Genomic DNA, 14,661 nt, shown 5'->3' on the forward strand with positions numbered 1-14,661 from the left:
TTTCTGTAGTAAACCGTGCTTAAATGTCAAAGCTTAAGTGTAAATTTAATTGCGAATGATTCTCAACAAGGCATAAGATACATTAAATGACTAAGGAGTAACTATGAGACAATTTGCAATAAATGCGCGACAAGCAATGACAATAACTCCAGCATTAATATTAAGATTCAATCAGTTATTGATATTCCATAGCTTAATGTTACTCGCATTAAGCATGCTCACCAGTACCTGGCTGGGACAAATGAAAATCATCGATATGCCGTTAGCATGGGGATTCATTCTCGTCATTCCTATTGCTGTGAGTTTATCTCTATTACTCAGCCATCAAATCACGCGCCATAGCTTAAGCAGCTTATTCGGCGTGTGGATGCTACTTTGGGTAATGGGATAACTGACATTCATAATAAATCACTACCGTATTTCGAGTTAACTCGCCCCTCTGCTCTATTTATCCATGCTAAAACTCAATTTCAAAACACATTGATTTCAAATATTTAACATTTTAACTATGAAGCTCCCTAAAAAATAGTTATGTTGAGTATCTTGGATATTTACAAAAAATGTCTTAATCAAAAGTGAATGTCCTAACTCAACATCTGTTGAATAACCGTAAACCTAAAAACTCTGCTAAAACAACACAATAAAGGAATCGGAGTCTATGAATGAGATTGTCAACGCGATCAATAGTGTAATTTGGAGCCCTGCACTTATTTTTCTTTGCCTAGGTGTCGGGCTCTATTTCTCCCTTCGCACTCGATTTTTACAGCTGCGCCATCTGCCAGAAATGATCCGCCTGATGTTTGATGGTAAGAGTACTGATGCGGGAGTGTCGTCTTTTCAAGCACTCGCGATGACATTAGCGGGTCGAGTCGGTACAGGTAACATTGCAGGGGTCGCCACAGCAATCACCTTTGGTGGTCCTGGCGCTTTATTTTGGATGTGGATGGTTGCCTTTCTCGGTGCCAGCTCCGCCTTCGTTGAATCTACCTTAGGTCAAGTCTATAAAGAAAAAATCAATGGCGAGTATCGTGGTGGGCCTGCTTTTTATATTGAAAAAGGCTTAGGCATGAAATGGTATGCATGGGTATTTGCAATTGCGACCATATTTGCTTGCGGGATCCTGCTGCCGGGCGTACAAGCTAACTCGATAGGTTCAAGTTTAAAAACCGCTTTCAACATAGATCCTAATGTGACTGCAGCCATACTGGCTATGCTTCTTGGCTTTATCATTTTTGGCGGTGTAAAACGTATCGCTCACTTTGCCAGTGCCGTCGTCCCCTTTATGGCACTGGGTTACATCATAGTGGCTTGTGTCATCATAGCGCTAAATATTGGCCAGCTACCGGGTATTTTATGGTTAATTATCAAAAGTGCCTTTGGCTTTGATGCGGGTTTTGGTGCCATTTTAGGCTTAGCCATCATGTGGGGGGTAAAGCGGGGTATTTACTCCAACGAAGCGGGTCAAGGTACAGCGCCACATGCCTCATCTGCAGCGGCGGTAAGCCATCCAGCCAAACAAGGGTTAGTTCAAGCTTTTTCTGTGTATATCGACACCTTATTCGTTTGCTCTGCAACTGGTTTCATGCTGCTTATTACAGGACTGTATAATGTTCAGGGCCCAGACGGTGCGGCGCTCTATACCGGCATTGCCGGAGTCGCTGCAGGACCAGGCTACGTACAAACGGCAATGGAAAGTATGATGCCAGGATTTGGCAATATCTTTGTGGCTATCGCACTCTTCTTCTTCGCCTTTACGACCATAGTGGCTTATTACTACATTGCCGAGACCAACATTGCCTATATCAACCGTAAAGTAAATCATCCTTGGTTCATGGTCGTTCTCAAAGTCGTGATCATTGGCTCAACCGTATACGGCACAGTTAAAACGGCTGATATGGCTTGGGGAATGGGTGACATTGGTGTTGGACTCATGGCATGGCTCAATATTATTGCCATTATTCTATTAAGGAAAACCGCATTCACTTGCCTAAAAGATTATGAATCACAGCAAGCACTCGGCATAGAGCCACTTTTTGACCCGGTAAAACTGGGTATTAAAAATGCGGATTACTGGGTTGAACGTAAACACGCTGAAGAAAATGTAATGACTGAAACAACACAACGCATAAATACGTAGACGTTATCACGATGATCCGTTAAGCAAATATAAGCCATTAAAAAGCCAGTGATTTCTCACTGGCTTTTTTGTATCGTTTAGAACAAAAATAACACAAAATTTACGATACTGAATGACCCACAATCTTTATGGGTGACAGACGTTATGCAGCTCTAAGTTAGTGCCGATATCTTTATTTCGATCGGCTTTAGCATCATCATTACGCAGTTGCGTCAAGTGATCTAAATACGCTTGGTCAACGTCGTTCGTGATGTAGTGACCATCAAATACGGACGTTTCGAAACGTTTAATTGCAGGATTCTCCATTCTTACCGCTTCAATTAAATCGGGTAAGTCTTGGAAAATAATGCCATCAGCACCAATTAACTTGGCGATTTCATCGGCATCACGACCGTGTGCAATAAGCTCATTCGACGTTGGCATGTCAATACCGTACACGTTCGGGAAACGAATTTCCGGTGCGGCAGAGGCAAAGTACACTTTCTTAGCACCTGCTTCACGGGCCATTTCGATGATTTGCTCTGAGGTCGTACCGCGAACGATAGAGTCGTCCACCAGCAAGACATTTTTGCCTTTGAACTCAGTGTTAATCGCATTCAACTTACGACGCACTGACTTCTTACGCTCCTGTTGACCAGGCATGATGAAGGTACGGCCAATATAACGGTTTTTCACAAAACCTTGGCGGTACGGTAAGTCCATGCAACGGGCAATCTCCAGCGCGATATCACAAGAGGTTTCAGGAATAGGAATAACCACGTCGATATCGTGATCGTACCATTCTTTCTTAATCTTCTCGCCAAGCTTAGCGCCCATGTTGACGCGACTTGCATATACAGACACTTTGTCGATCGTCGAATCTGGACGGGCAAAATAGACGAATTCGAAGATACAAGGTGCATAGCTAGGCTCGGCTGCACATTGACGGGTATACAGCTGACCGTCAATTGAAACATAAATCGCTTCACCCGGTGCCACATCACGCATCACTTCAAAGCCAACAGCATCGAGTGCCACGCTTTCAGAAGCCACCATGTATTCAGTGCCAGTGGCGGTTTCGTGCTTACCTAATACTAAAGGACGAATACCAAATGGGTCACGGAACGCAACTAAGCCTTGACCAATAATCATGGCAACAACCGCGTAGGCGCCACGAGCTTGTTGGTGTACGTTAGCGACCGCATCGAACACTTCTTCCGACGTCAGGGTTAAACTCGTGGTTTTTTGCAGTTCGTCGGCCAACAGGTTTAACAAGACTTCAGAATCCGAAGTGGTGTTAACATGACGACGCTTTTTGATCAGTCCTTCGGCTAATTCGACTGTGTTGGTTAAGTTACCGTTATGGGCTAATGAGATCCCAAATGGCGAGTTAACATAGAAAGGCTGCGCTTCAGATGCGCTTGAACTGCCCGCAGTTGGATAACGCACATGGCCAATACCAGCATTACCTTGTAGGCGTTGCATATGTTTGACTTCAAAAACGTCTTTAACCAAACCATTGGCTTTACGTAGTCTGAAAGCACCACGATCAATGGTCACAATACCTGCCGCATCCTGACCTCTGTGCTGCAACACTGTCAGTGCATCATAAATGGTCTGATTAACCGATGATTGGCCAACTATTCCGACGATACCACACATGGGTAAGCTTCCTCATTGTAAGATGTTCTATCACTTAGGATTATTTTATTTTCTTTCTTATAGTTTGGGTACAAAGCTGGAGGTATTTTCCAAATAGTCAAAAAACCATTGAATAACAACGCCAAATTCGGGTACTAGCACAGAATCTTTCCACCATTGGGAGTTGGGAGAGCCTGTAAAAGCATCCATGAAAAACAACAAGGCGCTCACAATAAGCGCGCCTCGAATAGCACCGAAGCACAAGCCCAAAAGCCTGTCAGTGCCAGATAATCCGGTTTTGACAACAAGTTGTCCGAGAATATAGTTAACTAAGGCACCGAGTACCAAAGTGGTAATAAAGAGGATGGCAATAGAAACGCCATTACGCAGCATCTCATCGTTCATTTGTGTTAAGTGAACGGCAAGATCTTGGTAAAATTGGCTGGCAACAAAGAAAGCCGCAAACCATACCACTAAGGACATGGCTTCTTTGGCAAATCCACGGATCAGACTGATAAGAGTCGATAATCCGATGACGAATATGATAGCGTAATCAATCCAAACCATTGAGATGGCTTTCCGACATGGGCTTTAAGACGGCGCGATTCTACCAGAGACTGAAACGATTCTCACCCCTAGTGAGGTAAATAAATCATTTTCAGTCTCGAGTGTTGTATCACCATTAAGATTCTAAGGGATTAAAAGGAACAATCCAGCCCTTGAGACGTGTAAGGTTTTCCACCTCAACTTGTACTTTCTTCAGCTTTGCCTCAGACACATCGGGTCCGACAAACACTTTAGTTAATACGCCATCTTTAGGGTTTTCAGGAATAGTGTACGCTTTAAAACCACTCTTACGCAGCTGTGCAACCAAGGCTTTAACATTCGTTGCGTTGTTAAAACTGCCAAGCTGCAAGGTAAAGCCACTTTTCAAGCTGTCACGGCTGACCACTTTAACGGCATCCTCTTTGGCTGCACTGGCTTTGGGCGTTTCTGCTTTAGGCTTTTCAGCCTTAGCCACAGTAGTCGCTTTAGCGTCCGCTTTTTTAGCCGGCTCAGTTTTTACAGTGGCTTTAGGCGGCTCTTTTTTAGCTTCAGGTTTCGTTTCAGGCTTAGGCTCTGCTTTTTTAACATCAGGCTTAACGTCTTTCTTAACATCTTGCTTTGCGACTTCGATTACTGGCGCAACGGCAGACTTTTCATTGTCAGCATTAACTGGCATTTCGGCTAAGGCGACCTCAGTCCCATTCAGCGCGGCAGCATCCTCGGCTGACAAGACTTCAAACATATCATCGTCGGCTTTTTGCTGCTCAATCACGGTCGGGCGCAAAGGAATTTCGGAAAACTGCTCTTCTTGGCGATCTTTTTTGCCATCCAAAATATCCGGCAAAAAAATTACCCCAAGCGCAACCAGCACCACAGTGCCGACTAAACGATTATGAAACTGGCTAGACAAAACTGACTTCCTGCATAAATTGAGACTTAAAACCTGCCACAGTGTAAAAGGAGCCAAACACAATTACCACATCATCTGGGTTAATTTGCGCTTTTAATGCAGACCAAGCCTCAGATATGTCCTCAAACTCAAATGCAGCAGCCTCAGTGGCTAATGTTTTGCGTAGCATGGCCGAACTCGCGCCACGCTCACCGTGCAGACTGACCAAATACCAAGTGTCGATCAGTGGATTGATCACAGGCAACACACCTGCAATATCTTTATCCTTCAGCATGCCGCAAAGGGCGAACACGCGCTTACCCACAACGATTGGCGCTAACTGTTGTACCAAAAACCGCGCCGCATGGGGATTATGGGCAACATCGAGTAACACTAACGGCTGCTCACTCACCCGCTCTAATCGACCCGTTAACCGAGCCGTGCTAATACCCTCAGCAATAATTGAAGGCGTGATATCCGGCCAGCCCTGCTCAATCACTGCCAATACAGTCGCCGCATTAGGTAATGGCAAAGTTGGTAACGCTAAATCGTGCAGTTTGAGCACTTGACCTTGAAAATCCCACAGATTGCCATGGGCTTGATAACTGAATTCGTTACCGACGCGATACAAGATGGCGCCAACCTCATTGGCGACATCATTGACAGTGTGTGGCAAGTTGGGTTCACCGACAATGGCAGGTTTACCACGGCGGAAAATGCCCGCCTTTTCACGGCCCACAAGCTCACGGGTATTACCGAGATAACTTTCATGGTCTAAATCGACCGACGTCAGTACGCTAATGTCGGCATCGATAATATTGGTGGCATCTAAGCGTCCACCTAAACCGACTTCTAAGATAACCACGTCAAGCTTAGCGGCTTTAAAGAGTATCAAGCCTGCAAGCGTAGCGTATTCAAAAAATGTCAGAGAAATATCGCCGCGCGCGGCTTCAATTTGCTCAAATGCCGTAACAAAATCGCTATCACTGACATCGCTACCATTGATACGCACTCGCTCGTTGTACTTCAGCATGTGTGGCGAACTGTATACGCCCACCGTCAAACCCGATAAGCGCAGAATATTTTCGAGCATGGCGCAGGTGGTACCTTTGCCGTTCGTCCCCGCCACTGTCACTATCTTGGTTGGACCTAAATCCAAAAGACCAAGGGTTTGCGCGACCTTAGAGACACGGGTTAACCCCATATCGATTTCGGTTGGATGTATAGATAGCAAATAATCCAACCACTGTTCCAATGCTGCATTTGACGCTGGTACTGTAAGCATGTCCGTATATCCTCGTATTCGATTATCTCTCAAATAAGATCTTTTCAATCCAACATGAATAATGGCCCAAGGGCGAGCTTAGGTAATTGATATTGTTCTGGATAAGTCACATCAACTAAATAGAGTCCATGGGGTTTAGCCGTTGCTGCGGCTTGGTTTCTGTCTTTTAACGCGAGCAAATCGCCCATCCAAGTCAGTGGCTGATTACCTAGACCGATTTCTAACAATGAACCGACAATATTGCGCACCATGTGATGCAAGAAAGCATTCGCGGCGATATCAACAATCACATACATACCTTGGCGCGTGACATTAACGCAATGCACATTACGAAACGGTGTTTTCGACTGACACTGAACAGCGCGAAAGCTAGTAAAATCCTGCTCACCTAAGAGTGCCTGTGCCGCTTGGTGCATTTTGTCAGCATCGATATTGCCGTGATAATGGCTTACACCATGGCGTAAAATCCCAGGGCGAAAAGTGTGATTATAAATCACATAGCGGTAGCGTCTGGCGGTGGCCGAAAAGCGCGCATGGAAACTGTCGTCGACTTCTTTGACCCAACGTACGGCAATATTGTCGGGCAAATTAGCATTAACCCCTAAGGTCCATGCGCCTTCATTACGAATGGCATTGGTTTCAAAATGGACCACTTGGCCTGTGGCATGCACGCCCGCATCGGTACGGCCAGCGCAGAAGACGCCGATAGGCTCATTAGCCACTATCGATAACGCCCGTTCTAATTGCCCTTGTACTGAATCGACTTCGGCCTGACGTTGCCAGCCAAAATAACCATTACCGTCATATTCAATACCTAATGCAATCCGCATCCACTTATCCTCACAATTGATTTAGCGGCGCATTTTATCACAGCAGCCCATAAAAAAAACGGCGCTGAAGGCGCCGTTAGATTGAAACACTCTCAACCGGGATTAACTAATCTCTTTGAGCAAACGTCCAGCTTCATCCTGCTGGCGCTCGTTACCGTCAATTTGCACTTCTTTGAGCAGGGCTTTCGCACTGTCGCTGTCGTCAATTTCGATATAAGCACGCGCTAAATCCAGCTTAGCGTTGACTGAGTTTTCTTCATCATCAACATCGATCATCGCGGCATCACCGATTAAGGCACCGACATCACTCATCTCAACGTCAACTTCCGAATACAAATCGGTATCTGCGCCCTCTTCATCGGCATCATTCAGCAACTTGTCGATGTCGATAAAACCGTTTTCATTTTGAAAACTGGTTAAATCATGGTCAGGAACAAACTTTTTCTGCGCTTTTCGTGACTCCTGGGCATCGAGTGCAGCCAAGGCTTCATCGACGGTAAGATTATGATCATCGACCAGAGAGAAACTGTCTTCCGACGTCAACACATCTTCATCGTCATAATCTGTATTGGCTGTAAAAGCGGCGAGCACATTATCGTCACTTAAGTCGAGCCCTTGCTCAAGGTCCAAATCATCCGCGTCTTCTTTGATATCAAGTTTAAAATCTTCATTAAAATCAATATCGTTACGCGTAGCCTTAATGGGCTTCTCTTGAGAAGCATAATCGAGCGCTGTGGCATCTTTGTTAGGCTCAACATCATTAGCCGTTACATCTGCTTGCGTTGCCGCAGGCTTAGCCTTAGGCGCAAAATCTAGCTCTGAGTCCCAATCGAGCACATGGGGATCTTTGCTCTTATTGGCTTTTAAATCATTAAAGAAAGAAGATTCTTTTTCTTTAACACTGGCCGCGGCTGCAGCAGCGGCCAAAGTGACTGCGGCCGTCGCTAATACATCAGCGTCGTTATCGTCACTCAATTCCTCGACTAATGTAAAAGTATCATCGGTGCCGTCGATAGAGTGAGCCGCACCTATGCCTTTAAGTAAATTATCTTCGTCAACTGAATTGTCTTCTGAATCGAGTTGCGCCGTTTCCATATCAAAGTCGAATTCATCTTCATCGGCATCCAATTGCTCCGGCACATCAAACTCAGCTAAGAGTGCATCTAAATCATCATCACCTGACGCTTCACCTTTTATGTCTTCCGGTAACGAAGCTTCTAATTCTGCGGCAATTTCTGCACTGATATCATCATCTTCTGTATCGACTTTGAGTTCAGGCTCAGCATCAAAACTCGCTAGTAGTAAATCAATATCATCGGATTCTTCTACGCCTAATTCATTAAGCTCATCGTCTAACTCAGCGGCAATTTCAGCACGAATATCGGGCTCGACTTCAGGTTCAGCCGCTGGTGTCGGTTTATCAAAATCCGCTAACAGAGCATCAATATCATCGGTATCTTCCACACCCAGTTCATCAAGCTCAGCGTCTAACTCTGCGGCAATTTCAGCGCCGAGGTCGGGTTCAACTTCGGGTTCTGCTGGTTTATCGAAATCGGCTAACAGGGCATCAATGTCGTCGGTATCTTCTACGCCCAGTTCATTAAGCTCAGCGTCTAGCTCTGCGGCAATTTCAGCGCCGAGATCAGGTTCAACTTCAGGTTCTGCAGGTTTATCGAAATCGGCTAACAGGGCATCGATGTCATCGGTGTCTTCTACGCCCAGTTCATTAAGCTCCGCATCTAGTTCAGCAGCAATTTCAGCGCCAAGATCAGGTTCGACTTCAGGTTCAGCGGCTGGCGTTGGTTTATCGAAATCAGCCAATAAGGCATCGATATCATCAACGTCTTCTCCGCTAAGTTCATCATCTAGCTCATCACCGAGGTCTGCGGCTATGGCAGCACTGAGATCTTCATCATCAGACGCAACAACTTCTGGCGCTTGTGCAGTCTCAATATCTTCAGCAGGAACGCTAAACTCGGCAAGTAATGCATCAAGATCATCGTCATCCGCGATGGCTTCATCGGCAGGTTTAGTGTCTGCGACTTCAACATCATTCAGCTTAGAAGTAATATCATTACTGTCATCTTCTTGAGCTAAATCGCTCGCAAAGTTACGCTCTAATTCACTTAAATCCTCTTCGGCTTCGGTGCTGTCTTCAGAAGTGCTGTCGTCAGAACCTAGGCCAGCTAATAGTGCATCAAGATCGGCTTCCTCAAGAATATTGCCAGATTTGGGTTTCTCCTCAACAATATCCTCTTCCTGATCGCCCATAGCTTCTGCCCACAGGTCATCAAGAGATTGCCCTTCGTCTTCAACCTCAGGTTCGGCAGAGATCCCCGGATCGACAAACATTTCAGAAGCCATATCCATCTGATCGTGGGAGTCAGTCAAATCTTGCTCAGGTTGTAAATCGACACTGCCCATATCAAGAAGACTATCGATGGAGTCCGCATGGTCAGAATCTAAATGTACCGCCATATCGTCTAAATCGTCATCATCCATATCCATGATGGCGGTACCCGCAATCCCAGCGGCACCGGCGGCCATAACCGCTTCTTGTGTCTGCATTTCACGACGTTCTTTATTGCGTTTACGGCGCAGGAACCAGAACACAGCAAGCAGTAAGAACAAGGCAGGGATCACAGCCGCGGCAATCAATAACACAGGACTGTTAAGGATATTGCGCCACAAGTCATCGGGCTCAATAGGTGCCTCTGCCTCTACTTCAGCTTCAACAGCTGTCGTCTCTGGCACTTGCGCAGCTTCAACTTCGGCTTTCAAGGCTTGGTTTTGTAGTTTGCTGGCTTGAAGTGTTTCTTCCAGCACCGCAATCCGTTGATTTAATTCTTCAACTTTAACTTTTAGCGCTTCAACATCTGAAGTGCGCACTGAGAGTTGATCTTGCGTGCGGGCTAATTCATCGGTTAATGACAGATTTTTGCTTTCTGCCGCTTCTAACCGCGCCGTCACATCTGAACTCAGCATCTTGGGCTTTTCTGGAACAGGTGTTTCAGCAACCGCTTTAGGTGGTGTCACTTTCGTTTCAACAATCACCGCAGGAGCCGTGACTGGCGCTTTAGCTGTCGTCACCTTAGCTGGCGGTTTAGATGTTGCTTTCGCCGGAGCCCTAGATTGTCTATCACTTTGCTCTGCTCTGGCTATCGCCATACGATTGGGGATCGACAGCATGACTTCTTTAGACGGAATGAGCAGGATCATACCGCGTTCTAAACTGTTATAACTGGCAGAGTTAAACGCATGAGGGTTAGCATCGTATAAGGCGGCCATCACCTGATAGACGCTAACACTGGCATCAGGACGGACTTTTTGCGCTATGCTCCAAAAAGTGTCTTTCGATGTCGTTGGACCATATTGATGGTTAACTTGACGGATCTGTCCGTCTGGCCCCATGATTTTTAAGGGTTTTAATCTTGGTGTATCTGCAGCAACGGCGGGATCAATAAAATAAGCGGTAGAAGAAACAGCTAAAACAGTGGCCATTAGACCCACAAGATACGAAGTGCGAAATTTCATCAATCCTTCCCTTTGAAGCGCTATAAAGTTATCTCACTGATAACAGGCTTTAGGCAATTGTATTTATTGAGATTACTATAAACCAGAAATCCCCGCCCTGCTACTGTTCACAATTGTAAAACAAAAAAAGCCTGCTGACAGCAGGCTTTTCAATGGGCATCAAATGCAATCTAATGCTTAGTAATAATCTCTCACTAAGATCTCGGCAATTTGCACACTGTTCAAGGCTGCGCCTTTACGAATATTGTCTGACACAACCCACAAGTTAATCCCGTGAGAATGAGAAATATCCTTACGAATGCGACCCACATAAACCGGATCGGTTCCTGCGGCATCGGTCACTGCTGTTGGATAATCCTCATCGGATTCAAACAATACCACTCCTTCGGCATTACGCAGTAAAGCTTTAACGTCTTCGGCATCAACAGGCTGACGAGTTTCGATATTAATGGCTTCTGAGTGACCATAAAATACAGGGACACGTACGGCAGTCGCATTCACTAAAATCTCATCGTCACCGAAAATCTTCTGGGTTTCCCAGACCATTTTCATTTCTTCTTTGGTATAGCCGTTATCCATAAATTTATCGATTTGTGGCAATACGTTAAAAGCAATTTGTTTTGGATAGACTTCAGCATCAGCAGGTAAACCTTGCAGTAATTTAGTGCACTGATGCGCTAATTCTTCAATGGCTTTTTTACCTGTGCCCGATACTGACTGGTACGTTGCCACATTAATGCGGCTGATACCATAGGCATCATAAATAGGCTTAAGTGCCACCAGCATTTGAATCGTTGAGCAATTTGGGTTAGCAATGATATTGCGATTGCGGAAATCAGCGATAGCATGCGGATTCACTTCAGGTACAACCAAAGGAATATCGATGTCGTATCTAAAGTGAGAGGTGTTATCAATCACAACACAGCCTGCTTCAGCGGCAATCGGTGCCCATTTGGCGGAAACATCACCACCTGCAGAGAAGAAACCAATTTGAGCTTGGGTCCAATCGAAGGTTTCTACGTCGAGAATGGTAATTTGTTTGCCATGAAAGCTGACCGTTTCACCGGCGCTGCGGCTACTGGCTAAAGGGTACAAATTGGCAACCGGGAAATTACGCTCTTCGAGGATCTCTATCATAGTTTGACCCACTGCGCCCGATGCACCTAAAACGACAACATTAAATTCCTGTGACATAGCTACTGACCGACTCCTGAAAAACCTAAATTGGACAACCAATCTACCTCAGATTGACCGTCATAAGCCAGCGCCAATGCACTAAATTCGCGTCTATGTTGGTGATTTTTTCTCATAGTGTCGAAGCCATTCTCATTTAAGAATGTATTTCTGAACATCTTGTCATCATCGCGCAAATCATAGACAAAACGCGCGAGCTGTAATAACGCTTTTTCATTCGGCGCAGTCGCAAGTTCGACCGCCTTAATGTTAAAGCTTGGCAAGAGATCCAGCAGACTTTTATCGGCAGTAATATTAAGTAACTGACACAGCTTTTGATAGAGCATAAAAGTGCCGCGCGCCTTACCTTCTAAGCTGTAACCTGCAATATGCGGGGTGGCAAATTCAGCCAGTGGCACCAGTTCAGGCATCGGTGTTGGCTCGCCTTCCCACACATCGAGCACTAATTTAAGATCATCACGCTGGCGTTTAACTCTGACAAGTGCTTTATTATCTATCACATCACCACGACAGCAATTCACTAACCAAGTATTGGGTTTGAGCGCCTTTAAGCGCGCCTCATCGAATAAATGTTTGGTTTTATGCTCGCCCGTTCGCGTGATGGGCACATGTAAACTGATGATATCGGCCTGCGCCATGATGGTCTCTAAACTCACAAAACTGCGTGGATCGCCCTCTGCAGCTTTAATGGGATCGTTAAGCAACACGTTAATACCGTAGGCTTGCAAGCATTTAGCTGTTGCAGTACCGGTATTGCCCGCGCCCACTATGCCGACGACCTTACCCTTAAGCGGCGAATCAAACCGCTGTGCTAACTCCAGCATAGCGATAAAAGCAAACTCCCCAACCGCAGTCGCATTGCAACCTGGTGCATTAGAGAAGGGGATATTACGCTCGGCAAGGTAGGCTAAATCCACATGATCTGTGCCTATAGTGGCACTGCCGACAAACTTCAGTTGATGATTGCCCGAGAGCAACTCGGCATTCACTTTGGTGACTGAGCGCACTAATAACACATCGGCACCGCGCACTTGCGCTGCGGTTAACGTGCGGCCATTAACAGGAATAATTTCCCCGAGATCGCCAAATAACGGTTCAACAAAGGGCATATTTTCATCGACTAAAATCTTCATGGGCACCTGATCTAAAAAAGTGGGAATGGAAGGCATCAAGATGCTCGGTATTCTAACAAGACTAATGGGATAAATCCTTGTCGATGCAACAGGTTTACAAAAAACGCCCATAAAAAAGGGAAGCCTAAGCTTCCCTTCTATCGTGTTTGATAAACAAACTTATTTGAATTTGCGCATCACTAGCGTGGCGTTTGTACCGCCAAAACCAAAGCTGTTACTCATGACTGTAGTCAGCTCAGCATCACGATACTCACGCACGATAGGCATATCTTTCGCCGCTTCGTCCAGATTTTCGATATTGATGCTTGGGGCAATAAAGCTGTTTTCCATCATGATTAAGCTGTAAATCGCTTCATGTACGCCTGCGGCGCCTAATGCATGACCTGTCATAGACTTAGTCGATGCAATCGGTGGGCACTTGTCTTTGAAAACTTCACGTAGCGCTTCTAATTCACGCACGTCGCCTACTGGCGTTGAAGTGCCGTGAGTATTGATGTAATCGATTGGGGTATCGACATCCATCATCGCCATTTGCATACAACGCACAGCGCCTTCACCCGATGGCGCCACCATGTCATAACCGTCTGAAGACGCGCCATAACCAATCACTTCAGCGTAAATTTTTGCGCCGCGAGCCAGAGCATGCTCTAACTCTTCAACCACTAAAATACCGCCGCCGCCAGAGATAACAAAACCATCACGGTCTGCATCATAGGTACGAGAGGCTTTTTCGGGTGTGGCATTGTACTTGGTTGACAGTGCGCCCATAGCGTCGAAGCCCATGGTCAGTGTCCAATCCACTTCTTCAGCACCACCGGCAAACACCATGTCTTGCTTACCCATTTGGATAAGTTCAACGGCATGACCAATACAATGGGCGCTGGTAGCACAGGCTGAACTGATAGAATAATTCATGCCTTTAATTTTAAATGGCGTGGCTAAACAAGCGCTGGCCGTGCTCGACATGATGCGAGGCACAATATACGGACCTACGCGTTTAACGCCTTTTTCTCGCAGTGTATCGGCAGATTGTACTTGGTTAGACGATGATGCGCCGCCTGTACCCACAATCAAACCTACGCGCGGATCTGAATACTGCTCTTCAGTTAAATTGGCATCGGCAACCGCTTCTTGCATAGCAATGTAGGCATAAGCTGCCGCATCACCCATAAAACGCAATGCCTTACGATCGATATGCTCAGCAGGGTTTAACTTGATGTCACCCCATACATGGCTACGTAATTGCATCTCTTCAAACTGAGCTGAATGCGTAATACCACTGCGGCCCGCTTTCAGTGACTCGGTCACTTCTTGCTTGTTATTACCGATACTTGAAACAACACCCATTCCGGTGATCACGACTCTTTTCATTTTATTGCTATCCATTGTGTACATGTCAGTACCTACTTTTCGCTGAGCCAATAGTATCTGTTTTGACTCAATTAAGTGGTCAGCTTTCCATAAAGGCGAGTAAAATAATGCCAATTATGAGA

At 45.8% G+C, this 14,661-nt stretch carries 11 protein-coding genes; 2 read left to right on the forward strand and 9 right to left on the reverse strand.

All coding sequences use genetic code 11. The features are described from left to right. Nucleotides 1-103: 103 nt before the first annotated feature. Both HUB64_RS03375 and HUB64_RS03380 read left to right on the forward strand, forming a co-directional pair. Nucleotides 104-391, forward strand: coding sequence for a hypothetical protein (locus HUB64_RS03375; RefSeq protein ID WP_173244062.1), 288 nt, complete (start codon nucleotides 104-106; stop codon nucleotides 389-391). 267 nt (nucleotides 392-658) lie between these two features. Further along, nucleotides 659-2,137 carry a sodium:alanine symporter family protein gene (locus HUB64_RS03380; protein ID WP_173244059.1) on the forward strand — a complete coding sequence of 493 codons (1,479 nt, stop codon included), beginning with the start codon at nucleotides 659-661 and terminating at the stop codon, nucleotides 2,135-2,137. A gap of 126 nt (nucleotides 2,138-2,263) precedes the next feature. On the opposite strand, the gene purF is transcribed toward HUB64_RS03380, so the two are convergent. The 9 genes from purF to fabB form a co-directional block, all read right to left on the reverse strand. Beyond that, nucleotides 2,264-3,778, reverse strand: coding sequence for an amidophosphoribosyltransferase (gene purF / locus HUB64_RS03385; RefSeq protein ID WP_028761029.1), 1,515 nt, complete (start codon nucleotides 3,776-3,778; stop codon nucleotides 2,264-2,266). A gap of 57 nt (nucleotides 3,779-3,835) precedes the next feature. After that, a complete protein-coding gene (locus tag HUB64_RS03390; RefSeq protein ID WP_028761030.1) occupies nucleotides 3,836-4,324 on the reverse strand; it encodes a CvpA family protein in 489 nt (162 codons plus the stop codon). Between the two features lie 115 nt (nucleotides 4,325-4,439). After that, nucleotides 4,440-5,213 carry an SPOR domain-containing protein gene (locus HUB64_RS03395; protein ID WP_028761031.1) on the reverse strand — a complete coding sequence of 258 codons (774 nt, stop codon included), beginning with the start codon at nucleotides 5,211-5,213 and terminating at the stop codon, nucleotides 4,440-4,442. Beyond that, the gene (folC, locus tag HUB64_RS03400) at nucleotides 5,206-6,477 is read right to left on the reverse strand and encodes a bifunctional tetrahydrofolate synthase/dihydrofolate synthase (protein ID WP_173244056.1); all 1,272 of its coding nucleotides are present in this window, start codon (nucleotides 6,475-6,477) and stop codon (nucleotides 5,206-5,208) included. The genes HUB64_RS03395 and folC overlap by 8 nt, the downstream gene beginning before the upstream one ends. 44 nt (nucleotides 6,478-6,521) lie before the next feature. Continuing rightward, entirely contained in the window at nucleotides 6,522-7,307 is a 786-nt protein-coding gene (gene truA, locus HUB64_RS03405) for a tRNA pseudouridine(38-40) synthase TruA (RefSeq protein ID WP_028761033.1), read from the reverse strand. A gap of 102 nt (nucleotides 7,308-7,409) precedes the next feature. Then, nucleotides 7,410-10,841 carry a FimV/HubP family polar landmark protein gene (locus tag HUB64_RS03410; RefSeq protein WP_173496390.1) on the reverse strand — a complete coding sequence of 1,144 codons (3,432 nt, stop codon included), beginning with the start codon at nucleotides 10,839-10,841 and terminating at the stop codon, nucleotides 7,410-7,412. Nucleotides 10,842-11,018: 177 nt separating this feature from the next. Next, a complete protein-coding gene (locus HUB64_RS03415) occupies nucleotides 11,019-12,035 on the reverse strand; it encodes an aspartate-semialdehyde dehydrogenase (protein WP_028761035.1) in 1,017 nt (338 codons plus the stop codon). 2 nt (nucleotides 12,036-12,037) lie between these two features. After that, nucleotides 12,038-13,168: a 4-phosphoerythronate dehydrogenase gene (locus HUB64_RS03420; RefSeq protein WP_173496391.1), complete on the reverse strand. Its 1,131-nt coding sequence runs from the start codon at nucleotides 13,166-13,168 to the stop codon at nucleotides 12,038-12,040. Nucleotides 13,169-13,327: 159 nt separating this feature from the next. Further along, complete coding sequence (fabB, locus tag HUB64_RS03425) at nucleotides 13,328-14,539, reverse strand: beta-ketoacyl-ACP synthase I (RefSeq protein ID WP_168824238.1); 1,212 nt, start codon at nucleotides 14,537-14,539, stop codon at nucleotides 13,328-13,330. Nucleotides 14,540-14,661 lie beyond the last annotated feature (122 nt).

It is taken from the genome of Shewanella sp. ISTPL2 (genome assembly GCF_013283205.1).
Taxonomy (GTDB): domain Bacteria; phylum Pseudomonadota; class Gammaproteobacteria; order Enterobacterales; family Shewanellaceae; genus Shewanella; species Shewanella oncorhynchi.

What these genes read in the sequence shown, in the direction of transcription:
- HUB64_RS03380 (WP_173244059.1), top strand. Translation starts at nt 659, where the DNA reads ATGAATGAGATTGTCAACGCGATCAATAGTGTAATTTGGAGCCCTGCA.
- purF (WP_028761029.1), bottom strand. Translation starts at nt 3,778, where the DNA reads ATGTGTGGTATCGTCGGAATAGTTGGCCAATCATCGGTTAATCAGACC.
- truA (WP_028761033.1), bottom strand. Translation starts at nt 7,307, where the DNA reads ATGCGGATTGCATTAGGTATTGAATATGACGGTAATGGTTATTTTGGC.
- HUB64_RS03415 (WP_028761035.1), bottom strand. Translation starts at nt 12,035, where the DNA reads ATGTCACAGGAATTTAATGTTGTCGTTTTAGGTGCATCGGGCGCAGTG.
- fabB (WP_168824238.1), bottom strand. Translation starts at nt 14,539, where the DNA reads ATGAAAAGAGTCGTGATCACCGGAATGGGTGTTGTTTCAAGTATCGGT.
- HUB64_RS03375 (WP_173244062.1), top strand. Translation starts at nt 104, where the DNA reads ATGAGACAATTTGCAATAAATGCGCGACAAGCAATGACAATAACTCCA.
- HUB64_RS03390 (WP_028761030.1), bottom strand. Translation starts at nt 4,324, where the DNA reads ATGGTTTGGATTGATTACGCTATCATATTCGTCATCGGATTATCGACT.
- folC (WP_173244056.1), bottom strand. Translation starts at nt 6,477, where the DNA reads ATGCTTACAGTACCAGCGTCAAATGCAGCATTGGAACAGTGGTTGGAT.
- HUB64_RS03410 (WP_173496390.1), bottom strand. Translation starts at nt 10,841, where the DNA reads ATGAAATTTCGCACTTCGTATCTTGTGGGTCTAATGGCCACTGTTTTA.
- HUB64_RS03420 (WP_173496391.1), bottom strand. Translation starts at nt 13,168, where the DNA reads ATGAAGATTTTAGTCGATGAAAATATGCCCTTTGTTGAACCGTTATTT.